This window comes from Streptomyces sp. NPDC031479 (assembly GCF_055581065.1).
This window is the reverse complement of the sequence record NZ_JBVIKC010000005.1, coordinates 222,737-249,129: the sequence shown is the minus strand read 5'-3', so window position 1 is coordinate 249,129 and position 26,393 is coordinate 222,737. Positions and strand designations below refer to the sequence as shown.

Sequence of the window (26,393 nt, the reverse complement as noted above, 5' to 3'; positions counted from 1 at the left end):
CGAAGGGCGTCGCGTACGGGCAAGGCGGGGGGTACCGCTCATGGCGATCACACTGGCGGAAGAGGTCGTGCTGCTGTCCCTGGACGGGGTGTCCGGGGCGGCGGGTCAGCGGCAGGCGGCGGGCTGGGCCGCCGCGGGGGGCATACTCCTCGAACTGGTCATGGCGGAGCGGGTCTCGGTGACCGGCAAGTACCTGGAACTGCGCAGTACCGCCCCCACCGGGGTGCGGCTGCTGGACGGCCGGATCCTGATGATCGAGTCCTGGCTGCGGGGCCGCAGCAAGCGGCGGGTGACGGACTGGCTGACGAAGGACCACGCCAAGGCGGTCGGTGCCGCGCTGGACGGCCTCTGTGAGCGGGGCATCGTCGGGTCGGAGGTGCACAAGGTGCTCGGGGTGTTCCCACAGCGCCGCTACCCCGAGGCCGACGCCACCGCGGAGCGCGAGCTGAGGGACCGGCTCGGGGCCGTGGTCCTGGACGGCGCCGACCCCGACGGGCGTACGGCCGGTCTCATCGCCCTGCTGCACACGGCCAAGCTGCACCGGCTCGCCTTCCCGGGCCGGCCGGCCCGGCAGGTGGCGCCGCGGATGGGGGAGATAGCCGCCGGGCAGTGGGCGGGCGAGGGCGTCCGCGCGGCCATCCGGGACATGCAGGCCGCGGTGGCCGCCGTCACGGTGGTGATGGCCGCCTCCGCGGCGGTCTGAGCGGCGGGGTGTCCCAAGCGGTGGTCCGCGGGGCCGTCGGGGCCGTCGGGGCCGGGCCGGTCGGGTAGTCGTACGAGGGCACGTGCGGCAGCATCGGGAGGTCCGGGCGCCAGCTGCGCAGCACGGCGGCCGTCGGCGGGTAGAGGGCGGAGGGGATCGAGGCCGGGGCGAACCACTGCCAACGCGCGATCTTGTGCGGCTCGGTGACGGTGGGGCTGCCCTCGGCGGACCGGGTGAGGGCGGCGGCCGTCAGCCTGGTCAGGCCGGAGCCCGCGTCGATCTGCACCGCGAGCACCTCGATGGCCCCGGGCGCGGCCCGCAGGGCGGTTTCCTCGGCGAGCTCCCGCGCGGCGGCCTGCTCGAAGCCCTCCCCGGGATCGACCTTGCCGCCCGGCAGTTCCCACCGGCCGTCGTGCGCCTGACCGAGCAGCAGCCGGCCGTCGGGGCCGAGGACGATCAGCCCGACGCCCACCACGGCGTTGGGTCGGGGGACGGCCCGTACGGCCGGAGCCTTCGCGGCGGCCCGCTCTTCGGTAGCCATGGCTCCATTTGCCGGTGGCGCCCGATCGTTTGTCAAACCCGGCCCGGCCCGTAAGCCGACGAGCGCACGGAATCGGACATCTGTACGGGTTTCGGTCAGGGGCTGTCCGTGCAGGCTCTGGGCGGTCCGATCGTCGTACGGTCCGTCGGCTCAGGGGGCGCAATGGCACACATGCTGGTCATCGGCGGAGGGGTGGCGGGACTGGCGGCCGCACTGCTCGCCGCCCGTCGGGGGCACACCGTCGAGCTGTTCGAGCGGGACACCCGTGCTCCCGGTACCGCCCTGGACCGGGACTTCTTCGGCTGGCGCCGCCCGGCCGTCCCCCAGGCCGCCCAGCCGCACGCCCTGCTCGGTGCCGCCCGCAAGGTGCTGGTCGCCGAACTGCCCGACGTACACGCGGAGATGCTCCGGCTCGGCGCGCGCGAGCGGCACGAGCTGGACTGGTTCGACGTGCGCCCGCCGGCCCGGCCGGGCGACGAGGACCTGATCATGCTCCAGGCGCGCCGGATCGTGCTGGAGAGCGCCCTGGCCACCGCGCTGCGGTCCGAGCCGGGGGCGGTGGTGCGCTACGGGGAGCCGGTCTCGGGGCTGACGGCCGTATCCGGGTCCGCGGCGACGGCCCTGTCGGATGCGGTGCGGGCACCGGCGTACGGGACGGGGCTCTCCACGGGGGCGGGGACGGGGGCGGGGGCGGGGATACGGGTGACCGGGGTGACCACGGCCGGCGGCGCGTACGAGGGGGACCTCGTCGTGGACGCCGGCGGCCGGCGGGGCGGCGTCGAACGGTGGCTGGCCGCGGCGGGCTGCCGCCCCGGCACCGTCGAGCGGCACCGCACCGGCCTCGCGTACTTCTGCCGCTGGTACCGGCTGCCCGCCGGGATGGAGGACGGGCCGCGCAGGCCGTGGACGGTGACCGGCGGGGGCTTCGCGGGCTGCGCCGTGTTCCCGGCCGACAACGGCACCTTCGCCGTGACCCTGTTCGTCCACACCGAGGACCCCACCCGCTCGGCGCTGCGCGAACCGGCCGTCTTCGAGGCGGCGGCCCGGTCCTTCCCGCCCGGCGAGGCCTGGCTGGGGCTGGGCGCCGCTCCGTTGTCGGGGGTCCTGGCCACCGCGGGCCTGGACAACCGGTGGAGCGCCTTCGCCGACCAGAGGGGCCCGGTGGTGAGCGGGCTGGTGCCCGTCGGGGACGCCCTTACGCACACCAACCCGACCCTGGGACAGGGGACCTCCCTCGCCCTGTGGGCCGCGCACCGGGTGGCGCGGACCGTGCACCTGGAGGCCGGGTCCGACCGCTTCGCCGCCGAATACCACGACTGGGCCGTCCGTACGATCAAGCCCTGGTTCGACTTCCAGGTCGTCGCCGACGCGGCCATCGGGGACCGCTTCGCGACCCGGGCCTCCCGGACCGGAACGGCACGGGAGGCGGCCGCGCTGTTCGAATGCGCACTGGAGGACCCGGAGGTGATGCGGGCCCGGGCCAGGGTCCGCCACCTCGTCGACCCGCCCGAACGGGCCTACGCGCACCCCCTGATCCGGGCCCGCGTCACCCGCTGGCTCGCGGCCCGGCCGGATTACGCCCCGAACGCGGTGGGGCCGGACCGGGCCGAGTGGGAGAAGCTGACGGCCGGCTGACCTCCGCGCGCGGCCCCTGCGACGCCCCCGCGACGCCTCTCAGACCCCTCAGGCTCCTCTGCAGCCTCTGCAGCCTCTGCAGCCTCTGTGGTCCCTGAGGCCCCTCCTGCCTCTGCGGCCCTCACGGCCGCGCGGCTCCCGCGGCGGCGCCGGGCCGGTCAGCCTCCGGTGCCCAGCACCTCGGCGAGGTCGTAGCCGACGACCTCCTCCAGCTGCGCGTACGTACAGCTCTCCGGGGTGCGGTCGGGCCGCCAGCGGGCGAACTGTGCGGTGTGGCGGAAGCGGTCGCCCTCCATGTGGTCGTACTTCACCTCGCAGACCCGCTCGGGGCGCAGGGGGACCCAGGACAGGTCCTTCTTGCCGGTCCACCGGCTCTGCGCGCCCGGCAGCCGGGCGCTCTCGTGCGCCGATTCCTCGGCCCACGCCGCCCAGGGGTGCCCCGCCGGGTCGGGCATGCGCAGGGGATCCAGCTCCTCGACCAGCTCCGCCCGGCGCTTCATCGGGAAGGCGGCGCAGACCCCCACGTGCTGGAGCCCGCCCCGGTCGTCGTACAGGCCCAGGAGCAGCGATCCGACAATCGGACCGCTCTTGTGGAAGCGAAAACCCGCGAGGACGACGTCCGCCGTACGCTCGTGCTTGATCTTGAACATCAGGCGGGCGTCGGGCCGGTAGGGGAGGTCGAGGGGCTTCGCGACGACCCCGTCGAGTCCGGCGCCTTCGAACCGCTCGAACCACTCCCGCGCGAGCGCGGGGTCGGTGGTCGCGGGCGCGAGGTGCACGGGGGGCCGAGCGGTGGAAAGGGCGTTGACCAGGGCGGTACGGCGGTCACCGAGCGGGGTGTCCAGGAGCGACACGTCGTCGAGGGCGAGCAGGTCGAAGGCCACGAAACTGGCCGGGGTGGTCTCGGCGAGCAGTTTCACGCGGGACGCGGCGGGATGGATCCGCTCCGTGAGCCGCTCGAAGTCGAGCCGCCCGCCCTGCACGATCACGATCTCCCCGTCCACCACGCAACGGGGCGGCAGGTTCTCCTTGAGGGCCGCCACCAGCTCCGGGAAGTACCGGGTCAGGGTCTTTCCCGTGCGGCTGCCGATCTCCAGCTCCTCGCCGTCGCGGTGCACGATGGCGCGGAAACCGTCCCACTTCGCCTCGTACTGCATTCCGGGCGGGATCTTCGCCACGGACTTGGCGAGCATGGGCTTCACGGGGGGCATCACCGGCAGATCCATGTCCTCGATTCTGCGGTCGTACGTGCGGACCCGCCCGGTGTGCGCGCCCGGCCGGGCCCGCCTACCGTGGCGCTCATGGGTGCTGCGGGTGGTGCGATCGAGCTCGACGCCGGCGGGCGGGCGGTACGGCTGTCCAGTCCGGACAAGGTGTACTTCCCCGAGCGCGGCCTCACCAAGAGGGACGTCGCCGAGTACTACCTGGCCGTGGCGGACGGGATCACCCGCGCGCTGCGCGACCGCCCCACCACCCTGGAGCGGTACCCGGACGGGGTGGAGGGCGAGTCCTTCTTCCAGAAGCGCGCCCCGAAGAACCTCCCCGACTGGATCCCGACCGCCCACATCTCCTTCCCCAGCGGGCGCACCGCCGACGAGATCTGCCCGACCGAGCCGGCCGCCGTCCTGTGGGCCGCCAACCTGGGCTGCCTCACCTTCCACCCCTGGCCGGTGCGCCGCGCGGACACCGACCGACCGGATGAACTGCGCATCGACCTCGATCCGCAGCCGGGCACCGACTACCACCACGCGGTGGCCGCCGCCCACGAACTGCGGGCGCTGCTGGACGAACTGGGTCTGCGCGGCTGGCCCAAGACCTCGGGCGGGCGCGGGCTGCACGTCTTCGTGCCCATCGCCCCGCGCTGGACCTTCACCGAGGTACGCCGGTGCGCGATCGCCCTGGGGCGGGAGCTCGAACGGCGGATGCCCGAACAGGTCACCACCGCCTGGTGGAAGGAGGAGCGCGGCGAGCGCATCTTCGTCGACTACAACCAGACCGCCCGCGACCGGACCATCGCCTCGGCGTACTCCGTCCGCCCCCGCCCGCACGCACCGGTCTCCGCGCCGCTGCGCTGGGACGAGGTGGACGACGCGGAACCGCGCGACTTCGACATCGTGACCATGCCGGCGCGCTTCGCCGAACTGGGCGACCTGCACGCCGACATGGACGAGCACGCCTTCGGCCTGGAGGCCGTGCTGGAACTCGCCGCGCGGGACGAGCACGAGCACGGGCTGGGCGACCTGCCCTATCCTCCGGACCATCCCAAGATGCCGGGCGAGCCCAAGCGGGTGCAGCCGAGCCGGGCGAAGCACGAGGACTGAGCCGCCGGTCCGCTTACGTCGGGGTGCGATACGCACTTCGAAGTGCCTCCTTCTCCTTCCGTCACGGCCGTTCCTCGGGTGGCCGGCACGTTGCGCCTGTCGGAGGCCGTCCGCGCGCACCGGCGTCTGGAGCGGGGCGGGCTGCGCGGCCGGCTCGTCCTCGTCCCGTAGCCGGACACCGGGCCGCTCCGTCCCGCGGTGCACCACGCCCGAGACCCGGAACCCGGTGGCTTCTTCCGGTCGCCGCACTAGGCTCGGGCCCGTGAGGACCTTCGATGCGCGGCCGCTGCTCTTCCTGGATGTCGACGGGCCCCTGATCCCCTTCGGGGGAACGGGCCATCCCGTGGCCGCCACGGCCGGTCATCCGTTGCTGGGACGGCTGGATCCGGGCCACGGGGCCCGGCTGCTGGCGCTGCCCTGCGAGCTGGTGTGGGCCACGACCTGGGGCGAGGAGGCCAACGAGACCATCGCCCCGCGGATCGGGCTGCCGCGGCTGCCGGTGGTCGACTGGCCGGAGCCCACGGAGGACGAGGGGCGCGGCGGCCTCCACTGGAAGACCCGTCCGCTCCTCGCCCGCGCGCAGGGGCGCCCCTTCGTCTGGGTGGACGACGAGATCACCGCCGCCGACCGGGCCTGGGCCGCCGACCGTCACCCGGCGCCCGCGCTGCTGCACCGGGTCGATCCCCGTTCGGGTCTCACGCCCGCGGACTTCGACGCCCTCGCTCAGTGGCTGACCTGCTGTTGATGAGCTGTTGATCGGACGTCCATCGGGGCGCAGCAGGATCGGCGGCATGTCGATGAACACCACTGCCACCACCGCCCCCGCCTGGTACGACCTCGCGCTGTGCGCCCAGACGGGCCCGGCCTTCTTCTTCCCGGAGCCCGGTTCCTCGCTCCGGGACGCGAAGCGGCTGTGCGGGGCGTGTGAGGGGCGGGCGGCGTGCCTGGAGTACGCCCTGGCCAACGACGAGCGGTTCGGCGTCTGGGGCGGCCTCTCGGAGACGGAACGGCAGGCCCTGCGCCCGCGTCGCTGAGCGCCGCCCGCGGTCCGGCCCCGTACGTGGTGAAGCCCCGGCAGGTCCTCCTGCCGGGGCTTCACCACGTACGGGCGTACGGACCGGGGCCCCTCAGGGGCCCGCCGTCGGTGTCGGTCAGCCCTTGCGGGCGGCCAGGCGCGCGGCGCGGGCGGCCAGGCGCTCGTCGAACTTGCGGGCCTCGGAGTCCAGCCCGTTCATGAAGAGCCCGAGCTCCTCCTGCGCCTTCTGGCCCTCGGGGCCCAGCCCGTCGATGTCCATGATCTTGAGGAAGCGGATCACGGGGCTCAGCACGTCATCGTGGTGGATCCGCAGGTTGTAGACCCCGCCGATCGCCATCTGCGCGGCCATCCGCTCGAAGCCGGGCATGCCGTGTCCGGGCATCCGGAAGTTCACGACCACGTCCCGCACGGCCTGCATCGTCAGGTCCGGGGCGATCTCGAAGGCGGCGCCCAGCAGGTTGCGGTAGAAGATCATGTGCAGGTTCTCGTCCTGCGCGATGCGTGCCAGCATCCGGTCGCAGACCGGGTCACCGGACTGGTGGCCGGTGTTGCGGTGCGAGATGCGCGTCGCGAGCTCCTGGAAGGCGACGTAGGCCACCGAGTGCAGCATCGAGTGGCTGTTGTCGGACTCGAAGCCCTCCGACATGTGCTGCATCCGGAACGCTTCCAGCTTGTCCGGGTCCACGGCGCGCGAGGCCAGCAGGTAGTCGCGCATCACGATGCCGTGGCGGCCCTCCTCGGCGGTCCAGCGGTGCACCCAGGTGCCCCACGCGCCGTTGCGGCCGAAAAGGCTCGCGATCTCGTGGTGGTAGCTGGGGAGGTTGTCCTCGGTCAGCAGGTTGACGACCAGCGCGATCTTGCCGATGTCGGTGACCTTGGACTGCTGGGGGTCCCAGGCCTCGCCGTCCTCGAAGAAGCCGGGGAAGTTGCGGCCGTCGCTCCACGGGACGTACTCGTGGGGCATCCAGTCCTTGGTGACCTTCAGATGGCGGTTGAGCTCCTTCTCGACCACCTCTTCCAGCGCGTACAGCAGCTTGGCGTCGGTCCACGCCTCCGAGCTGCCGAGGTGGGGAGAGGTGATCGTCACGGGTGCTCCTGGGGACAAAGCGAATTACCTACGGTTCCGTAGCCTACGGAGTCGTAGGTTAAGCGCGACATCAAGGCCAGCCAAGCCCCACGCGTCGGTATGTCCGGTTACGTCCGGTTATTTGCGCAGTTTGCGAGGGTCTTTCGGGGCTTCAGAAAGGTGAGATTCACGCCAGAAGGTGGTCGGTGGCTTCCGCTTTGACGGTCGGGAGCGGCGCGCGGAGCACTTCGGGCGGACCGGTGCCGCGGTTCTCGGAGCCCGTGGTTCCGATGTGGGCCGAGACGTTGCCCTCCCGGCCGGAGCGGAAACGGTCCGCGCTCCCGCCGAGCGGGGCGCCGGCCCGCGCGGGGCCCGCGGCGGTGGTGGTCGTACGCGTGCCCTTCGGGTCCACGCGTCGGTCGGGACGAGCGTTCGGGGGTCCCGGGGCGGTGGCGCGGACGGCGTCGCGCGAGTCGGCGGCGGGCAGGGCCGGCGGGCGCGGGCGCTCCGCCGGGCCGCGGTGGCGCGACGGCTTCATGTGCGAATCGCGCGGCGTCGGACCGCACGGGCCGTCGGGCCGATCGCCGCGACGGCTCACGCGAGGGAATCACCGGCTCCAGGGAAGCCGCCGACCGTGAACGGAATGCCCGACGCCGGGCGCTCCCGGCCCGGCCGCGCAACGCGGCTGCTCCGCGAGCGCCCTGCGGTCCGGCCCCGCGCGGTCCGGCCCCGGCCCCGCGCGGTCCGGCCCCGGCCCCGCGCGGTCCGGCCCCGGCCCCGCGCGGTCCGGCCCCGTGCCTCCGGGCCTCCGGCCCCCGGTCCCCGGGTCTCACCCCGGCCCCCGGCCGCAGGCTCCGGGCCGCAGCCCGTGGTCCCCGGGCCTCAGCCCCCGGCCCCGGCGCCGGGTCGCAGAGCCCGGCCCCGGCGGCTGAGGACCGGGGGCCGGGGGCCGGGGACCCGGTGGTCCGTCCGTCGGTTCGGCGGCCCGGTCGGGGTTCACCCGGGCCATCGGGACTCCCTGACCTCCTCGGCGCTGGTGGGGCGCAGCGTGCCGTCGAGCAGCAGCCATCGCGTGATGCCGATGGACTCCAGGAACGGCACGTCGTGGCTCGCCACCACCAGGGCGCCCTCGTACGCCTCCAGGGCGCCGGCGAGCTGCCGGACGCTCGCCAGGTCGAGGTTGTTCGTCGGTTCGTCCAGCATCAGCAGCCTGGGAGCCGGCTCCGCCAGCAGCAGCGCCGCCAGCGTCGCCCGGAAGCGTTCGCCGCCCGAGAGGGTGCCGGCCGCCCGGTCCGCCCGGGCGCCCCGGAACAGGAAGTGCGCCAGCCGCGCCCGGATCTGGTTGTCCGTGGCCTGCGGGGCGAACCGCGCCACGTTCTGAACGACCGAGCGGTCGTCGTCCAGCACGTCGAGCCGCTGCGGCAGGAAGCGCGCCGGTACGTGCGTGACCGCCTCGCCGGACACCGGAGGCAGCAGCCCCGCGACGGTCCGCAGCAGGGTGGTCTTGCCCGAGCCGTTGCCGCCGACCAGGGCGATCCGCTCCGGTCCGCGCACCTCCCACTCGCCCGGCACCGAGGCCCCGTGCGCGAGCCGCAGATCGCTCAGGGTGAGGACCCGACGGCCCGGCGGCACCTCGGTGGCGGGGAGCTCGATGCGGATCTCGGCGTCGTCGCGGACCGCTTCCGCCGCCTGGTCCAGCCGCTCGCGGGCGTCCGCCAGCCGCTCGGTGTGCAGGATCCGGTGCTTGCCGGCCGATTCCTGGGCGGCGCGTTTGCGGGCACCCATGACGATCTTCGGCTCACGCTTGGTGTCGTACATCTTCTGGCCGTACCGCTTGCGCCGCGCCAATTTGAGGTGGGCGTCGGACAGTTCGCGCTTCTGGCGCTGTACGTCGGCCTCGGCGGCCCGGACCGTCCGCTCGGCCGCCTCCTGTTCCGTGGCGAGCATCCGCTCGTACGCGCTGAAGTTGCCGCCGTACCAGTGGACTTCGCCGTCGTGCAGGTCGGCGATCTGGTCGACCCGCTCCAGCAACTCCCGGTCGTGGCTGACCAGGACCATCACCCCGGACCAGGACTCGACGGCCGCGTACAGGCGCTGCCGGGCCCTCAGGTCCAGGTTGTTCGTCGGTTCGTCGAGCAGCAGCACGTCCGGACGGGCGAGCAGCAGCGCCGCGAGCCGCAGCAGGACGCACTCGCCGCCCGACAGTTCGCCGACGGTGCGGTCCAGGCCGATCCGGGCGAGCCCGAGCTGGTCGAGCGTGGCCAGGGCGCGCTCCTCCACGTCCCAGTCGTCGCCCACGGCGGCGAAGTTCGCCTCGGTGGCCTCGCCCGCCTCGATGGAGTGCAGCGCGGTGCGGGTGGCGCGGATGCCGAGCGCCTCGTCCACGCGCAGGGCGGTGTCGAGGGTGGCGTCCTGAGGGAGGTGGCCGAGGGTCCCGGCGACGGAGATCCGCCCACCGGACGGGGTCAGTTCGCCGGCGGCGAGCTTCAACAGGGTGGACTTCCCGCACCCGTTGAGCCCGATCAGGCCGGTGCGGCCGGGGCCGACGGCCAGCTGGAACCCGTCGAAGACGGGGGTTCCGTCGGGCCAGTCGAAGGACAGGGCGGAGCAGGAGAGAAAGGCAGAGGGGTGACTCATGGAGGCCTCCAGGTTGCGTGAGTGGTGAGTGCAACGCGGGGAGACAGCCGACGTGTCGGTCACAGGGATGTGGTGGCGGTCGGTGTCTCGGACCTCAGAAGAGCAACGTCCTACTCCGTTTCGGCGGGGATGGGGCGTTCACGACGGTACGGACGGCCGCGGGCGTCCGCAAACGAATTGGGGCCGCTCCCCGTGGACCGCGCCGGGCGGGCGCGGTCCACGGGCAACGGCCCGGGTTCGAACGGACGGGGGAGGATCAGCAGGAGCCCCGCATCAGCTCGTCCAGGCTCTGGTCCATGTCGAGGTACATGTGCTCCAGCCCCGGCGGCACCACGGCGGAGGCCCGTTCCAGGAACCGCTGGAGTTCGGCCGTCAGCATCAGCACGATCGCGACGCCCTCCGGCGCGTGGAACTCCACCGTCGTCCGGTCCCCGTCGTACGGCCGCACGCGCACGTCACCGCAGCCGGCCGGGTGATGGAGGCCGGAGGTCAGCAGCTCGCGGGCGAAGGTCCACGAGACCTCGACGCCCTCCAGCGTGGCCGGGGCGGGGAAGGCCATGCGGACGGCGAAGGGATCCGCGCGGTCGTAGCAGAGGGTGACGGGCACGGTCTCGACCTTCGGCGCGGTGGCGACCAGACGGGCCTGCACGGCCTGCTCGATGACAGTGATCAAGGCTCACTCCCTTGCAGCGGATCTGCGGCCGGGCTGTGGGGTGGGACCCGGCAACCGGATAGACGCCGGAATCGGCAAATCCGTGCACGGCGGATGACGTGAGCTGTGTCACCGACTGGCCTGATCTCCCCTGTGTGATCGCACAGAGTGAGGGCGGGAACAGCCTGGATGCAGGGTGATCAGTCGGCGCCGCAAGCCCCGGAGTGATCGCAATAAGGCTGGTTACCGCTCACTCCACAGGCGCAAAGGACCACCCGGGTCTCCCGGTGCGCACGACCGTCCGGGGTGGTCACGCTGAGTTCCCCGCGCAGCACCAACTGGCCGTCGGGGGACCGCGTGACGCTGGTCGGCCGGTCCCCCTCCTCCGCCGGGCCCCGGACAGCAGGTACTGGAGCGCGCCCGACGGGCAGCGCCGGATCACCTCGGCGACCCGCTCCGGCCCGGACCCGTCGGGATCGATCCACGGGCGCCGACCGGTGTCGAACACCTCGGGCAGGCCGCGGACGCACTCCGCCGCGTGCAGGCACCGCCCGGAGTCGTAGGTGACGGTGACGCTCTTGCCTTCGTAGGCCTTCGGTCCTTTGGAGGGCATGGCCCCACAGTAGGAACGTGCGGCTCCCGACGCACCCTGGACGGCGGATGTGGGGTGCGTTAGCTTCCCGCGCCATGAGACTTCTGGGAGTTGGCATGTGCGCGGCAGCCCTGCTGGTGGGGCTGGCCGTCGCGCCGGCGCAGGCGGACACCGGAGCGGGAGACGGCCCCGGTGCCGGATTACGGGGCGCCGGCTGGGCACTGAAGGCGACCGGCAAGGACGCCCGGTTCCGCGGGCTCGCGGCCGTCAGCCGCACCACGGCCTGGGTGGCCGGCACCAAGGGGACCGTCCTGCGCACCGGCGACGGCGGCCGCAGCTGGCAGGACGTGTCACCGCCGGGGGCGGTCGCCGAGGGGCTGGAGCTGCGCGACATCGAGGCCTTCGACGCGCGGCGGGCGGTCGCCCTGTCCATCGGCGAGGGCGAGGCCTCGCGGGTGCTGCGCACCGAGGACGGCGGCGCCACCTGGACCGAGACCTTCCGCAACCCCGATCCACGGGCCTTCTACGACTGCCTCACCTTCCTCGACGCCCGGCACGGACTGGCGATGAGCGACCCGGTGGACGGGAAGTTCCGCATCCTGGCCACGGACGACGGCGGCCGCAGCTGGCGGGTGCTGCCGGACACGGGAATGCCGGCGGCCCTGCCGGGCGAGGCCGCCTTCGCGGCGAGCGGGCAGTGCCTGGTGGCCTCCGGGCCGCGCGACGTCTGGCTGGCCACCGGCGGTGGCCCGGTCGCCCGGGTGCTGCATTCCCCGGACCGGGGGCTGACCTGGCGGGCCGCCGACTCCACCGTCCCGGCCGGCGACCCGGCCCGCGGGGTCTTCGCCCTGGCCTTCCGCGACCGTACGACGGGCCTCGCGGTCGGCGGCGACTACCGCGCCGGCCAGGCTTCGCCGCAGGCCGCCGCCCGCACCGCCGACGCGGGCCGGGGCTGGAGCCGGGCGGCCACCCCGCCGCCCGCCTACCGCTCGGGCGCGGCCTGGTTCCCGTACGGCCGCTCGACCGCGCTGGCGGTGGGCCCGACGGGCACGGACGTCACCACGGACGCGGGCCGCACCTGGCGGACCCTGGACGCGGGGTCCTACGACACCGTGGACTGCACGGCCGACGGCGGCTGCTGGGCGGCGGGGGAGAAGGGGCGGGTGGCCCGGCTGGAGGTGCTCAGGACGCCGGGCCGGTGAGCGGGTCCTTGATGAACAGGTCCATGCCCGGGTAGCGGCCGGCGGTGAACCCGGCGGCCCGGTAGACGGGCTCCCCGTCGGCGCTCGCGTGCAGCTGCACGTGGTGGATGCCCAGGTCGCCGAGCCGGCCGACGAGGGCGTCGACGATCCGGCGGCCGTGGCCCCGCCCGCGCGCGGCGGTGTCCGTGACGATCCCGTCGAGGTAGCCGCGCCGTCCGTCGGGCCGTCCGGGGTTCGGCAGGTGGTACGTGACCCAGGCCATCCCGCCGGCCAGCAGGGGCTCGCCCGGAGCGCCGCCGACGACCATGCAGTACACGTCGGACCGGCCGGTCAGCCGCTCCCGGAACCAGCCGTCGGCGGCCTTCCGCCAGGGTGCGTCGCCGGGGCCGGGGTCGGTCCCGAGGGAGTCCAGTGCGACGGCGCGCAGGCGTATCAGTTCGGGGATGTCGGCGACTTCGGCGGGACGGGGCTGCACGGCGGTACCTCCGGTACGTCGGGGAGTGGTGCGGGAACGAACCGCCCTCACCGGTCGGCGCACACGCCGGACCGTCCCGCCGCCGGCCGGGCGGACGGGCTCGGGCCGGGTGGCGGGAGGGCGGGCGGGGAGCGTCAGGCGGGCAGGGTCTCGCGGACCGCGGCCAGGTCGGAAGAGGTCTTCGTGGCGATGAACTCGGTGATGCGGTAGGAGCAGACGCCCGCCACCGTGAAGGGGTCCTCGGCCGCGATCTGCTCGACCTCGGCGCGGGAGACGCCCGCGGCCAGGATGATCCCGCCCTCGCGCGGGACCTTGCGGCCCGAGGCGAGGAAGACGCCGGACGCGTAGTACCCGTCCAGCCAGGCGATGTGGGCGTCCATCTCTTCCTCGACGGACTCGACGGGCGCGGTGTAGGTGAGCTCCATGACGAACATGATCGCCAGGCTACTCTCGCACTCCATGACGACTGTGAAGACCCCCGCCGACGAGGTCGAGGCCCGCGCGATACAGGACGAACTCCGCGACCGGGTCGTGCTCGACGAGCCCGGCCCGCTCCCCGGCCGGGGACTGATCGCCGGAGTGGACGTGGCCTACGACGACGAGCGCGACCTGGTCGCCGCCGCGGCCGTCGTCCTCGACGCCGCCACCCTGGAGCCGGTGGGTGAGGCGACCGCCGTCGGGCACGTGAGCTTCCCGTACGTACCCGGGCTGCTGGCCTTCCGCGAACTGCCGACCGTACTGGCCGCCCTCGACGCCCTCGCGGTCGTCCCGGACCTCGTCGTCTGCGACGGCTACGGCCTCGCCCACCCCCGCGGCTTCGGCCTCGCCTGCCACCTCGGGGTGGTCACCGGGCTGCCGAGCATGGGCGTCGCCAAGAACCCGTTCACGTTCACCTACGTGGAACCGGGCGCCCGGCGCGGCGACTCCTCCGCGCTCCTGGCACCCGACGGCGCCGTCGTCGGGCGGGCGCTGCGCACCCGGGACGGGGTCAAGCCGGTGTACGTGTCCGTGGGCCACCGGGTCTCGCTGGACAACGCCTGCGCCCACGCCCTCGCCCTGAGCCCCGCGTACCGGATCCCCGAGACCACCCGGCGCGCCGACTCGCTGTGCCGGCGCGCCCTGCGCGAGGCCTCCTGACGGCCGGTCGCCGGGCGCCGGACACACGCCGGCCGATGTCCCGGGGCCGGGGCCGGGGCCGGGCCGGGGCCGGGGCCGGGGCCGGACGGTGCGTCAGCGCGCGTCGGCCACCCGGAAGCGGATCCCCGCCTTCTGGAGCCGGTCCAGCAGGGCGTCGCCCATCGCCACCGCCGTGGTGAGCTGGCCGGCCCGCTCCGGCAGGGCGTCCTGGGCCAGGCAGAGCGCGGACTCGGCCAGCATCTTGGCGGTCTCCCCGTAGCCGGGGTCCCCGCCAGACACCTCGGTGAAGACCCGCCGCCCGCCGCCCCCGCCGACGAACCGGAGCGTGAACCAGCTGCGAGCGCGGCGCTGCGCGTCGGGCCCGCTGCCCGGCTCCCAGCGGCCCATCAGCCACCGCCGGGCGGCCGGGACCTGCGCCAGGGCCACCGTCGCGCCCATGGCCGCCGTCCCGCCGATGGCGACCGGGAGGTGGCGCACGGAGGCGTAGTGCCGGTAGCGGAAGTCCGGCCCGTACCGCTCCAGGGCCGCCGCCGACCGGGCCACGACGGCCGGGTCCAGGGTGGGCAGCGGCAGGGCCCAGGTCCCGGTCTCCCGGCTGAAGCGCGGGGCGCCCACGGGACCCCGTACCCGGCGGTCCGGCAGCCGCGGCTGGTGCAGTCCGCGGGCGCGCGCGGCGGCCAGGGTCTGCGGGCCCCGCCCCAGCGCGGTCAGGGCGGAAGCGAGCGTACCGCCGGAGAACAGCGCGTTGGAGCGGACGAAGCCGTCCACCCGCAGGGGCACCCCGGCGGGCAGCCGGCGCACCGTGAAGTACGCCCCCAGGTCGGCCGGGATCGAGTCGAACCCGCAGGCGTGCACCAGGCGCGCCCCCGTCTCCCGGGCCCGCGCGTCGTGCGCGACGTACATCCGGTCGACGAACTCCGGCTCCCCGGTGAGGTCCACGTAGTCGGTGCCCTCCTCGGCGCAGGCCGCGACCAGCCCGGCCCCGTACCAGATGTACGGGCCCACCGTGGTGGCCAGCACCGCGGTGGAGGCGGCGAGTTCGCGCAGGGCGCCGGTGTCGGCGGCGTCGGCCCGCACCAGCGGCAGGCGGGCGCACGCCGGGTCGAGGGCGGCCAGCCGTTCGCGCAGCCGTTCCAGCTTGCCGAGGTCGCGGCCGGCCAGCGCCCACCGCAGACCGGCCGGGGCGTGCAGCGCGAGGTACTCGGCCGTCAGTGCCCCGACGAACCCGGTGGCGCCGAAGAGGACGATGTCGTAGGCCCGTTGCGGTCGGCTCCGCCGGACGTGCTCGTTCATGAACCGCTCCTCCCAGCTGGTATCGGTGGCTGAGGCTAGCGTGGGGGTCGGCCGCCCGTGCGAGCGGGTGACGGGCCGGTGTGACCGGCGGTGAGGAGGAGCGTCGATGAAGGCTGCGGTGCGCAAGTGGGAGAAGGTGCGCGCGTTTGCCCTAGGGCTGCCCGAGGCGGTGGAGGAGCATCCCTGGGGGCCCGAGGACGGTGTGGTGAAGGTCAACAAGAAGATCTTCGTCTTCCTGGGGAACGCTGACGGCCCCGGGCCGCCCGGCCTCTCCGTGAAGCTGAAGGACGAGGCCCTGCACGGGCACGCGATGACCGCTCCCGGGGCGGCGCCCACCGGGTACGGGCTCGGCAGGGCGGGCTGGGTGTCCGTACCGCTGGGGGAGAAGGGGGCCCCGTCGGCCGAGGTGCTGTGCGAATGGGTGGAGGAGAGCTACCGGACCGTCGCCCTCAAGCGGCACGTCAGGGAACTGGACGCCCGGAGCCCGGAACCGGCCACACGGGAAATCGACTAAGCGCTTGCTCTTGTGCTGCGTGGAACACGTTCCTAGCATCGCTGGTGTTACATCAGTTGTGTCACACGTATGCGCAGGCGCCGCGGACGCGCACACCAGGATGCTGGGGGCTCGATGGCAGTGACAGCAGGCCCGCTCGCGGGAGTACGCGTCGTCGAACTGGCCGGCATCGGACCGGGGCCGTTCGCCGCGATGGTCCTCGCCGACCTCGGCGCGGACGTGGTGCGCGTGGACCGGCCCGGCGGCGGCGCCCTGGGCATCGACCCGGCCTACGACATCACCAACCGGGGCAAGCGCTCCGTCGTGCTCGACCTCAAGTCCGCCGACGGCCCCGCCCGCGTGCTGGAGCTGGTCGAACGGGCCGACGTACTGATCGAGGGCTTCCGCCCCGGGGTCGCCGAGCGGCTCGGCGTCGGCCCGGCCGACTGCCACGCCCGCAACCCGAAGCTGGTCTACGGCCGGATGACCGGGTGGGGCCAGGAGGGCCCGCTCGCCCACGCCGCCGGGCACGACATCGCGTACATCGCCGTCACCGGCGCCCTCGGCATGATCGGCGACCCGGACGGGCCCCCGGCGGTACCCGCCAACCTGGTCGGCGACTACGCGGGCGGCTCCCTCTACCTCGTCATCGGCGTCCTCGCCGCCCTCCAGCACGCCCGCACCCCCGGCGGCACCGGCCAGGTGGTGGACGCCGCGATCGTCGACGGCACCGCGCACCTCACCGCCATGATCCACGGGATGGTCGCGGCCGGCGGCTGGCAGGACCGGCGCGGAGCCAACCTCCTCGACGGCGGCTGCCCCTTCTACGGCACCTACGAGACCTCCGACGGCCGCTACATGGCGGTCGGCGCGCTGGAGCAGCAGTTCTACGACACCTTCGTGGAACTCCTCGGCATCGGGGACCAGGCCGACGCCCGCAAGGACCCGGCCCGCTGGGGCGCGCTGCGCGAGGCCGTCGCCGCCCGCTTCAGGACCCGTACCCGCGCCGAGTGGACCGAGGTCTTCGAGGGCACCGACGCCTGCGTGGCCCCCGTGCTCTCCCTGCGCGAGGCGCCGCACCACCCGCACCTCGCCGCCCGCGCCACCTTCACCGACTTCGGCGGGATCACCCAGCCCGCCCCCGCGCCCCGGTTCTCCGCGACCCCGGCGGCCGTCACCGCGGGCCCCGCCCTGCCGGGCGCCGACACCGCGGCGGTGGCCCGGGACTGGGACGTGCCGGGCCTGACGGGAACAGCGACGGAAACCGGAACCGGGAAGGGCGAGGACGCCTGATGGAACTGTCCATGCTGCTCGACTACGCGGGCGATCCCCGCAAGGCCGCCGACGAGGCCGTGGCGCTGGAGGCCGCCGGGCTCGACGCCGTGTGGGTGGCCGAGGCCTGGGGCTTCGACTCCCCGACCATCATGGGGTACCTGGCGGCCCGCACCGAGCGGATGAAGATCGGCTCGGCCATCCTCAACGTGTACTCCCGCACCCCGGCGCTCATCGCCCAGACCGCCGCCGGACTGGACGCGGTCTCCGGCGGCCGGGCGCTGCTCGGCCTCGGCGCCTCCGGGCCGCAGGTGGTCGAGGGCTGGCACGGGAAGCCGTACGACAGGCCGCTCGGCCGGACCCGGGAGACCGTCGAGCTGTGCCGGCGCGTGTGGCGCCGCGAGACGATCGACCACCACGGCATCACCGACATGCCGCTGCCGGCGTCGATGGGCAGCGGGCTCGGCAAACCCCTGAAGATCCTCACCCGGCCGGTGCGCTCCGCCGTTCCCGTCTACATCGCCTCGCTCGGCCCGGCCAACGTGCGGATGACCGCCGAGATCGCGGACGGCTGGCTGCCCACCCTCTTCATCCCGGAGAAGGCCGCCGCGGTGTGGGGCGGCCCGCTCGCCGAGGGGACGGCCAGGAGGCCGCCGGAACTGGGTCCGCTCCAGACGGTGGCGGGCGGCCTGCTGGCCATCGGCGAGGACGCGGCCGCCGCGCGGGACCTCGCGCGCCCGCAGATCGCCCTGTACGTCGGCGGCATGGGCGCGCCCGGAAAGAACTTCTACAACGACCTCGCCGTCGCCTACGGGTACGGCGAGGAGGCCCGCAGGATCCAGGAGCTCTACCTCGCCGGACGCAAGCGCGACGCCGCTGCCGCCGTCCCGGACGAGTTCTGCGAGCTCATGACCCTGTGCGGGCCCGAGGGCTACGTGCGCGAGCGCGTCGAGGCGTTCCGGGAGGCGGGCGTCACCATGCTCAACGTCACGCCCGTCGGCCCCGAGCCGGCCCGGCTGATCGAAACCGTCAAGAGCTGGCTCTAGGGGGACCGGACCGATGCAACGCCGTATCTTCGACGCCGACCACGAGGCGTTCCGCGAGACCGTCCGCACCTTCCTGAACAAGGAGGTGCTGCCGCACTACGACCAGTGGGAGAAGGACGGCATCGTCAGCCGCGAGGCCTGGCGGGCCGCGGGCCGCCAGGGCCTCCTCGGCCTCGCCGTGCCCGAGGAGTACGGGGGCGGCGGCAACCCCGACTTCCGCTACGCGGCCGTGATCGCCGAGGAGTTCACCCGGGCCGGGGCCCCCGGCCTCGCCATCGGCCTGCACAACGACATCATCGGCCCCTACCTCACCTCGCTGGCGACCGAGGAGCAGAAGGGGCGCTGGCTCCCCGGCTTCTGCTCCGGCGAGACCATCACCGCGATCGCGATGACCGAGCCGGGCGCGGGCAGCGACCTCCAGGGGATCCGCACCACCGCCGAGGACCGGGGCGACCACTGGCTGCTCAACGGCTCCAAGACCTTCATCTCCAACGGCATCCTCGCCGACCTGGTGATCGTGGTCGCCAAGACCACCCCCGAGGGCGGGGCCCACGGCCTGTCCCTGCTGGTCGTCGAGCGCGGCACGGAGGGTTTCGAGCGCGGCCGCAACCTCGACAAGATCGGCCAGAAGGCGCAGGACACCGCCGAACTCTTCTTCCACGACGTGCGCGTCCCCAAGGAGAACCTGCTCGGCGAGCAGAACGGCGCCTTCGTCCACCTGATGACCAACCTCGCGCAGGAGCGCATGGGCATCGCGATGGCCGCGATCGCCGCCGCCGAACACCTGGTGGAGATCACCACGCAGTACGTGAAGGAGCGCGAGGCCTTCGGCAGGCCCCTCGCCAAGCTCCAGCACATCCGCTTCGAGATAGCGGAGATGGCCACCGAGTGCGCGGTCACCCGGGCCTTCCTCGACCGCTGCATCACCGACCACGCGAACGGCGAACTGGACCACGTCCACGCCTCGATGGCCAAGTGGTGGGCCACGGAACTCCAGAAGCGCGTCGCCGACCGTTGCCTGCAACTGCACGGCGGGTACGGCTACATGAGCGAATACCGGGTCGCCCGTGCCTTCACCGACGGCCGCATCCAGACCATCTACGGCGGCACGACCGAGATCATGAAAGAGATCATCGGCCGCTCCCTCCTCGGCTGACGCCGGACCTTCAGAAAGGCTTGACCAGTGAGCACCGAAGCGTACGTGTACGACGCGATCCGCACGCCGCGCGGACGCGGCAAGGCCAACGGCGCCCTGCACGGCACCAAGCCGATCGACCTGGTCGTCGGCCTCATCCACGCCCTGCGCGAGCGCAACCCCGGCCTGGACCCCGCCGGCATCGACGACATCGTGCTCGGCGTCGTCGGCCCCGTCGGCGACCAGGGCTCCGACATCGCACGCGTCGCGGCCATCGCCGCCGGCCTCCCGGACACCGTGGCGGGCGTCCAGGAGAACCGCTTCTGTGCCTCCGGCCTGGAAGCCGTCAACCTGGCCGCCGCCAAGGTCCGCTCCGGCTGGGAGGACCTGGTCCTCGCGGGCGGCGTGGAGTCCATGTCCCGGGTCCCGATGGCCTCCGACGGCGGCGCCTGGTTCAACGACCCGATGACGAACTGGGACGTCAACTTCGTCCCGCAGGGCATCGGCGCCGACCTGATCGCCACCATCGAGGGCTTCTCCCGCCGGGACGTCGACGAGTACGCCGCCCTCTCCCAGGAGCGCGCCGCGACGGCCATCAAGGACGGCCGCTTCGCCGGGTCGGTCGTGCCGGTCACCGACCGCAACGGCCTCGTGGTCCTGGACCACGACGAGTTCGTCCGCCCGGGAACCACCGCCGACACCCTCGCCAAGCTGAAGCCCTCCTTCGCCGACATCGGCGACCTCGGCGGCTTCGACGCCGTCGCGCTGCAGAAGTACCACTGGGTGGAGAAGATCGACCACGTCCACCACGCGGGCAACTCCTCCGGCATCGTCGACGGCGCCTCCCTCGTCGCCATCGGGTCCCGCGAGGCCGGCGAACGCCACGGCCTGCGCCCGCGCGCCCGGATCGTCTCGGCGGCCGTCTCCGGATCCGAGCCCACCATCATGCTCACCGGCCCGGCCCCGGCCACCCGCAAGGCCCTCGCCAAGGCCGGGCTCACCATCGACGACATCGACCTCGTCGAGATCAACGAGGCCTTCGCCGGCGTCGTGCTGCGCTTCGTCAAGGACATGGGCCTGTCCCTCGACAAGGTCAACGTCAACGGCGGCGCCATCGCGCTCGGCCACCCGCTCGGCGCCACCGGTGCCATGATCCTCGGCACCGTCGTCGACGAACTGGAGCGCCAGGACAAGCGCTACGGGCTCGTCACCCTCTGCGTCGGCGGCGGCATGGGCGTCGCCACCATCGTCGAACGCCTCTAGTCCCTCCCGGATCCCGCCCCGCCCGCGCCGCCGGGATCCGAACCGGACGACCCAGCAGCACGGCGCGGCGAAGGCCCGGCCACCGGGCCCGACCGCCGCGCGGTGCGCCCGAGCCGGACCCTCCCGGCCTCCTCCGGGCCCGGCCCCTTCCGCCCGGCCCCGCCGAACCAGACTTCCACGGAGAGACCCACCCCATGACCGAGACCCGCACCATCCGCTGGGAACAGGACGAGACCGGCATCGTCACGCTGGTCCTCGACGACCCGGACCAGTCCGCCAACACCATGAACCAGGCCTTCAAGGACTCCATCGCGGCGATCGCCGACCGCGCCGAGGCCGAGAAGGACTCCATCCGGGGCATCGTCTACACCTCCGCGAAGAAGACCTTCTTCGCCGGCGGCGACCTCAAGGACATGATCCGGCTGCGCCCAGAGGACGCGGGCCTCGCCTTCGAGACCGGCACCGCCATCAAGCGCTCGCTGCGCCGCATCGAGACCCTCGGCGTGCCCGTGGTCGCCGCGATCAACGGCGCCGCCCTCGGCGGCGGTTACGAGATCTGCCTCGCCTCCCACCACCGGATCGCCCTCGACGCGCCCGGCTCCAAGATCGGCCTGCCCGAGGTCACCCTCGGCCTGCTCCCGGCCGGCGGCGGCGTCACCCGTACCGTCCGCCTGATGGGCATCGCCGACGCCCTGCTCAAGGTCCTGCTCCAGGGCACCCAGTACACCCCGCAGCGCGCCCTCGACAACGGCCTCGTGCACGAGCTGGCCGCCACCCCCGAGGAGATGCTCGCCAAGGCCCGCGCCTTCATCGACGCCAACCCCGAGTCGAAGCAGCCGTGGGACGTACCCGGCTACAAGATCCCCGGCGGCACCCCGTCCAACCCGCGCTTCGCCGCCAACCTCCCGGCCTTCCCGGCCAACCTCAAGAAGCAGCTGAACGGTGCCCCGTACCCGGCGCCCCGCAACATCCTGGCCTGCGCCGTCGAAGGCGCGCAGGTGGACTTCGAGACCGCGCTGACCATCGAGGCACGGTACTTCACCGAGCTGGTCACCGGCCAGACCGCCAAGAACATGATCCAGGCGTTCTTCTTCGACCTCCAGGCCGTCAACGCCGGCCGCAGCCGCCCGCAGGGCGTCGAGCCCCGCAAGGTCAACCGGGTCGCCGTCCTCGGCGCCGGCATGATGGGCGCGGGCATCGCCTACTCCTGCGCCCGCGCGGGCATCGAGGTGGTCCTCAAGGACGTCACCGCCGAGGCCGCCGCCAAGGGCAAGGCGTACTCCGAGAAGCTCCTCGACAAGGCGCTCTCCCGGGGCCGCACCACCGAGGCCAAGCGGGCCGAGCTGCTGGCCCGGATCACCCCGACCGCCGACGCCGCCGACCTGGCGGGCTGCGACGCCGTCATCGAGGCCGTCTTCGAGGACACCGCCCTCAAGCACAGGGTGTTCCAGGAGGTCCAGGACGTCATCGCCCCCGACGCGCTGCTCTGCTCCAACACCTCCACCCTGCCGATCTCCGGGCTCGCGGAGGGCGTGAAGCGTCCCGCCGACTTCATCGGCCTGCACTTCTTCTCGCCCGTCGACAAGATGCCCCTCGTCGAGATCATCAAGGGCGAGCGCACCGGCGACGAGGCCATCGCCCGCGCCTTCGACCTGGTCCGTCAGATCAACAAGACCCCGATCGTGGTCAACGACTCGCGCGGCTTCTTCACCTCGCGCGTCATCGGCCAGTTCATCAACGAGGGCGTGGCCATGGTCGGCGAGGGCGTGGAGCCCGCCTCCGTCGAGCAGGCCGCCGCCCAGGCCGGGTACCCGGCCAAGGTGCTCTCGCTGATGGACGAGCTCACCCTCACCCTGCCGCGCAAGATCCGCAACGAGACCCGCAAGGCCTTCGAGGCCGAGGGCCGCACCTGGACCGAACACCCCGCCGACACCGTCATCGACCGGATGGTGGACGAGTTCGGCCGCCCCGGCCGCAGCGGCGGCGGCGGCTTCTACGAGTACGACGAGTCGGGCCGGCGGACCCGGATCTGGCCCGGCCTGCGCGAGCACTTCGCCAAGCCGGACGCCAGCATCCCCTTCGAGGACATGAAGGAGCGGATGCTCTTCGCCGAGGCGCTGGACACCGTCCGCTGCCTCGACGAGGGCGTGCTCACCTCGATCGCCGACGCCAACATCGGCTCCATCATGGGCATCGGCTTCCCGGCCTGGACCGGCGGCGTGATCCAGTACATCAACGGCTACGAGGGCGGCCCGGCGGGCTTCGTCGCCCGCGCCCGCGAGCTGGCCGCCAGCTACGGCGAGCGCTTCACCCCGCCCGCCTCCCTCGTGGCCAAGGCCGAGCGGGGCGAGACGTACAGCGACTGACCGGGCCGTCCCGGGCCCGCCCGTGAGCGGGCCCGGGATGCCCCGCGGCTCAGCGGCCGGCGTCGCTCAGGAACGCGAACACCCCGCGCGCGGCGGAGCCGTCCGGCGCGGTCCAGCCGGCCAGTACCTGGCCGAGGACCCCGTCGGCGGCGGAGCCGGGACGCAGCACCCGGGACAGCGTGAGGTCGAAGAGAGGACCCGGTTCGCCCGCCCGTCCCACCCCGATGACGGTGGAGTCGGCGGTATCGGTGATCTTGCCCGGCCCGGCCAGCGGCGCCGGCACGCCCGTCCGCCCGGCCAGGACCTCCACCGTCGGGTCGGGGGTGTCGCTCTCGCTCTGAGCCTGCGCCGCAGCGTGGCCCGCCAGCAGTGCCAGCAACTGTTCGACCAGGACGAGGTCGTGGGCGCCGTCGTAGACCCAGCGCTTGCCCAGCACCCCGTGTTCGAGCGTGCCGACCAGACCGTCCCCGGCGCCGTCCAGCGGCATCCCGCGGTAGGTGAGCGGGACCAGGTAGGCGACCGGCCCGTCCCCGGAGGCGTCGGTGACGACCATGAACTCGACGCCCACCTCGCCCTCGGGGTCGTCGAGGCGGAACCCGCCCGCGCGGGCGAGCCGTGAGACGTCCCCGGTGCCCCGGTACCAGGGCCTCAAGGGGAGCCAGTCGGCGAGGAGTTCGAGCTTGGTCGGGGTCAGCGTGGTGCGGTGGATGACTGCCATGGCCGCGAACCTACCCTCCCTCCGGGGCGAACGCCGCCCGCAATTCCGCCTTCAGGGAGCGCTGGAACGCCGTCACCAGGGCCTGCACCACCATCGGCTGCATGTGCGCCGACAGCGCCTTCATCGACTCCACCCGCTCCGGATCGCTCTCGCCCTCGGTGAACGGTCCCCACACCTCGTCCCGGAACAGGGCGGTCAGTTCGTGCGCCGCAGTTCGCGCGTGCTCCATCAGCACCGTACGGGCCGCGAGGATCGTTCCGTGCGCGATCGGCACGTCCAGCAGCGCGACCCCGAGCCGCAACAGCCCCACGTCCACCCGGAACCCCTCGCCCGCCTCCGCGAGCACGTTCATCGCGGCGAGCCTGCCCAGGTCGGTGTCCGACAGGCTCCGCCCGGCCCGCTTCTCCAGCTCCGCCCGCGAGAACTCCCGCGCCGCGTCCGGGGCCCAGGTGGCCACCAGCGCCCGGTGGATGGCCAGATCGTGCGCGCTCAGGTCGTCGGGGAGGGCGTCCAGGTAGCGCTGGATCGCCGACAGGGTCATGCCCTGGTGCTGGAGTTCCTCGATGAGCGCCAGCCGCGACAGGTGCTCCGGTCCGTAGTGGCCCACCCGACGGGGGCCGATCACGGGAGGGGGCAAAAGCCCGCGCGTGCTGTAGAACCGTACCGTGCGGACGGTGACACCGGCCCGGGACGCCAGTTCGTCCACGGTGAGCATCGGCTCGGTCGCCCGGTCGGCCATCGTCCGCTCCTCGCTCTCTGCTCCACAGCTTGGGTTCAACAGTATTGCTGTCGCACCAACGATGTGAAACGGCCAGGAGCTGCCCATGACCACGAACCTGCGACTGCCCGGACGACCCGAAGAGCTCACCCTGCCCGCCCTGCTGGTCCGCAACGCCGCCGAACACGGCGAGCTGCCCGCCCTCTCCTGGCGCGAGGGGGCCGCCGACTGGCGCACCCTCACCTGGAGCGAGGTCCGCCACGAGGTCGCCGTCCTCGCCGCGGGCTACGCGGCCCTCGGCGTCGAGCGCGGCGAACACGTCCTGCTGATGATGGGCAACCGGCCCGAACACTGGCTCAGCGACCTGGCGCTCGTCCACCTCGGCGCCGTCCCCGTCACCGTCTACGGAACCTCGGCGCCCGAGCAGATCGCCCACATAGCGCGCCACAGCCGGGCCCGGGTGGCGGTCGTCGAGGGCGCCGGCGAGCTGCCCCGCTGGGAGCCGCTGCTGAGGGACCCCACGGCGCCCCTGGAGCGGCTGGTGGTGGCCGAGGCCGCCGAGACGGGCCCACACACCGCGTACGCGTCCGTGCGGGCGAGCGGCACCCGGCTGCACCGGGCCGACGCCTTCGAGAAGGGCTGGCGCGAGACCCGCCCCGAGGACCCGCTGACGGTGGTCTACACCTCGGGCACCACCGGCGACCCCAAGGGCGTGCGGCTGACCCATCGCAACATCATGCTCCAGTCGGTGCGGCTCGACCGCGACACGGACCTGCCCGAACACGCCGAGCACCTCTGCTACCTGCCCTTCGCGCACATCGCCGAACGGATCCTCGGCATCTACCTGCCGCTGCTGCGGGCGGCCCACGTCCGGCTCGTCGCCGACCCCACCGCCGTGGCCGCCGCGGTCCGCGAACGCCACCCCGTGCAGTTCTTCGGGGTCCCCCGGGTCTGGGAGAAGCTCGCCGCCGGCGTCAAGGCCGTCCTGGCCGGGCTGCCCGACGAGCAGCAGCGGGCCATCGAGGGGGCCGGCGCCCTGGCGCGCGCCAGGGCCGGCCACCGGGAGCGCGGCGAGGAGGTGCCGGCCGCGCTCGAAGCCTCGTACGCCGAGGCGAAGGAGCGGGTGCTGGACCCGTTGCTCCGGATGGCCGGACTGGACCGGCTCGTGTGGACGGCCAGCGCCACCGCGCCGATGCCGATCGACGTGGTCCGCTTCTGGGCGGGCTGGGGGATCACGATCATGGACGCGTGGGGGCTGACCGAGACCTCCGGCGTGTGCACCGTCAACAGGCGGGACGCCTTCCGGCTGGGCTCGGTCGGCCGCCCCATCGAGGGGCTGGAGCTGAGGATCGCCGAGGACGGGGAGATCCTCACCCGCGGGGCCACCGTCTTCGACGGCTATCTGCGCCCGGACGGGACGGTCGAGAGCGCCCACGACGCCGAGGGCTGGTTCCCCACCGGGGACGTGGGCCGGCTCGACGAGGACGGCTTCCTGTGGCTGACCGACCGCAAGAAGGAACTGATCATCACCTCGACGGGCAAGAACGTCTCCCCGGCCCTGGTGGAGAACACCGTCAAGGAGCACCCGCTGATCGGCCAGGCCCTCGTCCACGGCGACGGCCGCTCCTACCTGGTCGCCCTCCTGGTCCTGGACCCCGAACTGGCCCCGGCCTGGGCGGCCGCCCGGGGGATCGGGACCGCCTCCCTGGCCGAGCTCGCCGAACACCCGGCCGTCCTGGAGGAGACGGCCCGCGCGGTGGCCGCCGCCAACGCCCGGCTTAACCGCACCGAGCAGATCAAGCGGTACCGGCTGCTCGCCGAGGAGTGGGGCCCGCGGACCGGGGAACTGACCCCCTCGCTGAAACTGCGCCGACGGGTGGTCCGGGAGAAGTACGGCCCCCTGATCGAGGAGCTCTACGAGGCCCCGCCCGAGCCCCCGCGGTAGCACGCGGGGCCCAACTGGAGTCCACGCGGGTTCGTCATGGCTTCTTGTACGGGGATCAGGGCAAGTGGGGAGGTGAGGGCCTTCTTGGCGGTTGTCATCCGTCCGTGTTGAGTTTCCCGAGTTACTGGCAGATTCTGCGAGTTCGGC

Annotated in this window: 25 protein-coding genes and 1 pseudogene; 14 read left to right on the top strand and 12 right to left on the bottom strand. The window is 73.5% G+C overall.

The genetic code is table 11. The annotated features are described in order from the left end of the window. Positions 1 to 40: 40 nt before the first annotated feature. Positions 41 to 703, top strand: coding sequence for a GOLPH3/VPS74 family protein (locus ACZ5D2_RS08940; protein ID WP_468928263.1), 663 nt, complete (start codon positions 41 to 43; stop codon positions 701 to 703). Here ACZ5D2_RS08940 and ACZ5D2_RS08935 read toward each other — a convergent pair. After that, positions 669 to 1,244, bottom strand: a complete 576-nt coding sequence (locus ACZ5D2_RS08935) for a nucleotide triphosphate diphosphatase NUDT15 (protein WP_468928261.1) — start codon at positions 1,242 to 1,244, stop codon at positions 669 to 671. The genes ACZ5D2_RS08940 and ACZ5D2_RS08935 overlap by 35 nt on opposite strands. Positions 1,245 to 1,406: 162 nt before the next feature. Between ACZ5D2_RS08935 and ACZ5D2_RS08930 the strand changes: the two genes are divergently transcribed. Next, positions 1,407 to 2,879: an NAD(P)/FAD-dependent oxidoreductase gene (locus tag ACZ5D2_RS08930; RefSeq protein ID WP_371675763.1), complete on the top strand. Its 1,473-nt coding sequence runs from the start codon at positions 1,407 to 1,409 to the stop codon at positions 2,877 to 2,879. Positions 2,880 to 3,037: 158 nt separating this feature from the next. Here the strand turns inward: ACZ5D2_RS08930 and ACZ5D2_RS08925 are convergent, their stop codons facing one another. After that, on the bottom strand, positions 3,038 to 4,105 hold the full coding sequence (locus tag ACZ5D2_RS08925; RefSeq protein ID WP_371675762.1) for an ATP-dependent DNA ligase: 1,068 nt from the start codon (positions 4,103 to 4,105) through the stop codon (positions 3,038 to 3,040). A 75-nt stretch (positions 4,106 to 4,180) separates the two neighbouring features. Between ACZ5D2_RS08925 and ligD the strand changes: the two genes are divergently transcribed. The 3 genes from ligD (at position 4,181) to ACZ5D2_RS08910 (ending at position 6,234) form a co-directional block, all read left to right on the top strand. Continuing rightward, a complete protein-coding gene (ligD, locus tag ACZ5D2_RS08920) occupies positions 4,181 to 5,200 on the top strand; it encodes a non-homologous end-joining DNA ligase (RefSeq protein WP_280913484.1) in 1,020 nt (339 codons plus the stop codon). Positions 5,201 to 5,462: 262 nt separating this feature from the next. Next, a complete protein-coding gene (locus ACZ5D2_RS08915) occupies positions 5,463 to 5,945 on the top strand; it encodes an HAD domain-containing protein (RefSeq protein WP_285540583.1) in 483 nt (160 codons plus the stop codon). A 46-nt stretch (positions 5,946 to 5,991) separates the two neighbouring features. Beyond that, a complete protein-coding gene (locus ACZ5D2_RS08910) occupies positions 5,992 to 6,234 on the top strand; it encodes a WhiB family transcriptional regulator (RefSeq protein ID WP_030224819.1) in 243 nt (80 codons plus the stop codon). A gap of 117 nt (positions 6,235 to 6,351) precedes the next feature. On the opposite strand, the gene ACZ5D2_RS08905 is transcribed toward ACZ5D2_RS08910, so the two are convergent. The 5 genes and pseudogenes from ACZ5D2_RS08905 to ACZ5D2_RS08885 all read right to left on the bottom strand — a co-directional run bounded on the left by ACZ5D2_RS08905 (position 6,352) and on the right by ACZ5D2_RS08885 (position 11,204). After that, on the bottom strand, positions 6,352 to 7,323 hold the full coding sequence (locus tag ACZ5D2_RS08905) for an acyl-ACP desaturase (RefSeq protein ID WP_371675761.1): 972 nt from the start codon (positions 7,321 to 7,323) through the stop codon (positions 6,352 to 6,354). 166 nt (positions 7,324 to 7,489) lie between these two features. Then, the gene (locus tag ACZ5D2_RS08900; RefSeq protein ID WP_468928258.1) at positions 7,490 to 7,840 is read right to left on the bottom strand and encodes a hypothetical protein; all 351 of its coding nucleotides are present in this window, start codon (positions 7,838 to 7,840) and stop codon (positions 7,490 to 7,492) included. Between the two features lie 458 nt (positions 7,841 to 8,298). Continuing rightward, entirely contained in the window at positions 8,299 to 9,939 is a 1,641-nt protein-coding gene (locus ACZ5D2_RS08895) for an ABC-F family ATP-binding cassette domain-containing protein (protein ID WP_371675759.1), read from the bottom strand. Positions 9,940 to 10,195: 256 nt separating this feature from the next. After that, positions 10,196 to 10,612, bottom strand: coding sequence for a spore wall synthesis regulator SsgD (gene ssgD / locus ACZ5D2_RS08890; RefSeq protein WP_468928256.1), 417 nt, complete (start codon positions 10,610 to 10,612; stop codon positions 10,196 to 10,198). Positions 10,613 to 10,791: 179 nt separating this feature from the next. Then, positions 10,792 to 11,204: pseudogene (locus ACZ5D2_RS08885) on the bottom strand ((4Fe-4S)-binding protein). A 95-nt stretch (positions 11,205 to 11,299) separates the two neighbouring features. Here ACZ5D2_RS08885 and ACZ5D2_RS08880 point away from each other — a divergent pair. Beyond that, the gene (locus ACZ5D2_RS08880) at positions 11,300 to 12,385 is read left to right on the top strand and encodes a WD40/YVTN/BNR-like repeat-containing protein (RefSeq protein WP_468928255.1); all 1,086 of its coding nucleotides are present in this window, start codon (positions 11,300 to 11,302) and stop codon (positions 12,383 to 12,385) included. On the opposite strand, the gene ACZ5D2_RS08875 is transcribed toward ACZ5D2_RS08880, so the two are convergent. Then, entirely contained in the window at positions 12,366 to 12,860 is a 495-nt protein-coding gene (locus ACZ5D2_RS08875) for a GNAT family N-acetyltransferase (protein ID WP_371675755.1), read from the bottom strand. The genes ACZ5D2_RS08880 and ACZ5D2_RS08875 overlap by 20 nt on opposite strands. A 134-nt stretch (positions 12,861 to 12,994) precedes the next feature. Beyond that, positions 12,995 to 13,294, bottom strand: a complete 300-nt coding sequence (locus ACZ5D2_RS08870; protein WP_371675753.1) for a YciI family protein — start codon at positions 13,292 to 13,294, stop codon at positions 12,995 to 12,997. 25 nt (positions 13,295 to 13,319) lie between these two features. Here ACZ5D2_RS08870 and ACZ5D2_RS08865 point away from each other — a divergent pair, with 25 nt between their 5' ends. Next, complete coding sequence (locus ACZ5D2_RS08865) at positions 13,320 to 13,997, top strand: endonuclease V (RefSeq protein WP_371675752.1); 678 nt, start codon at positions 13,320 to 13,322, stop codon at positions 13,995 to 13,997. Positions 13,998 to 14,090: 93 nt separating this feature from the next. On the opposite strand, the gene ACZ5D2_RS08860 is transcribed toward ACZ5D2_RS08865, so the two are convergent. After that, positions 14,091 to 15,290 carry a saccharopine dehydrogenase family protein gene (locus tag ACZ5D2_RS08860; protein WP_371675751.1) on the bottom strand — a complete coding sequence of 400 codons (1,200 nt, stop codon included), beginning with the start codon at positions 15,288 to 15,290 and terminating at the stop codon, positions 14,091 to 14,093. A gap of 106 nt (positions 15,291 to 15,396) precedes the next feature. Here ACZ5D2_RS08860 and ACZ5D2_RS08855 point away from each other — a divergent pair, with 106 nt between their 5' ends. The 6 genes from ACZ5D2_RS08855 to ACZ5D2_RS08830 all read left to right on the top strand — a co-directional run bounded on the left by ACZ5D2_RS08855 (position 15,397) and on the right by ACZ5D2_RS08830 (position 22,865). Next, complete coding sequence (locus ACZ5D2_RS08855) at positions 15,397 to 15,804, top strand: MmcQ/YjbR family DNA-binding protein (RefSeq protein ID WP_371675750.1); 408 nt, start codon at positions 15,397 to 15,399, stop codon at positions 15,802 to 15,804. A gap of 114 nt (positions 15,805 to 15,918) precedes the next feature. After that, positions 15,919 to 17,076, top strand: coding sequence for a CaiB/BaiF CoA transferase family protein (locus tag ACZ5D2_RS08850; protein WP_371675749.1), 1,158 nt, complete (start codon positions 15,919 to 15,921; stop codon positions 17,074 to 17,076). After that, positions 17,076 to 18,101: an LLM class F420-dependent oxidoreductase gene (locus ACZ5D2_RS08845; RefSeq protein WP_468928251.1), complete on the top strand. Its 1,026-nt coding sequence runs from the start codon at positions 17,076 to 17,078 to the stop codon at positions 18,099 to 18,101. Before ACZ5D2_RS08850 ends, ACZ5D2_RS08845 begins: the two co-directional genes overlap by 1 nt. Positions 18,102 to 18,114: 13 nt before the next feature. After that, positions 18,115 to 19,257 carry an acyl-CoA dehydrogenase family protein gene (locus ACZ5D2_RS08840; RefSeq protein ID WP_468928249.1) on the top strand — a complete coding sequence of 381 codons (1,143 nt, stop codon included), beginning with the start codon at positions 18,115 to 18,117 and terminating at the stop codon, positions 19,255 to 19,257. 27 nt (positions 19,258 to 19,284) lie between these two features. Then, positions 19,285 to 20,499, top strand: a complete 1,215-nt coding sequence (locus ACZ5D2_RS08835; RefSeq protein ID WP_371675745.1) for an acetyl-CoA C-acetyltransferase — start codon at positions 19,285 to 19,287, stop codon at positions 20,497 to 20,499. Between the two features lie 194 nt (positions 20,500 to 20,693). Then, positions 20,694 to 22,865, top strand: a complete 2,172-nt coding sequence (locus ACZ5D2_RS08830; RefSeq protein ID WP_371675744.1) for a 3-hydroxyacyl-CoA dehydrogenase NAD-binding domain-containing protein — start codon at positions 20,694 to 20,696, stop codon at positions 22,863 to 22,865. Positions 22,866 to 22,914: 49 nt separating this feature from the next. Here the strand turns inward: ACZ5D2_RS08830 and ACZ5D2_RS08825 are convergent, their stop codons facing one another. After that, positions 22,915 to 23,583: a maltokinase N-terminal cap-like domain-containing protein gene (locus ACZ5D2_RS08825; RefSeq protein WP_371675743.1), complete on the bottom strand. Its 669-nt coding sequence runs from the start codon at positions 23,581 to 23,583 to the stop codon at positions 22,915 to 22,917. Between the two features lie 10 nt (positions 23,584 to 23,593). Continuing rightward, on the bottom strand, positions 23,594 to 24,322 hold the full coding sequence (locus ACZ5D2_RS08820) for a MerR family transcriptional regulator (protein ID WP_371675742.1): 729 nt from the start codon (positions 24,320 to 24,322) through the stop codon (positions 23,594 to 23,596). Positions 24,323 to 24,407: 85 nt separating this feature from the next. Between ACZ5D2_RS08820 and ACZ5D2_RS08815 the strand changes: the two genes are divergently transcribed. Next, positions 24,408 to 26,246 (top strand): AMP-dependent synthetase/ligase, encoded by a 1,839-nt coding sequence (locus ACZ5D2_RS08815; RefSeq protein WP_468928245.1) that lies wholly within the window; start codon positions 24,408 to 24,410, stop codon positions 26,244 to 26,246. Positions 26,247 to 26,393 lie beyond the last annotated feature (147 nt).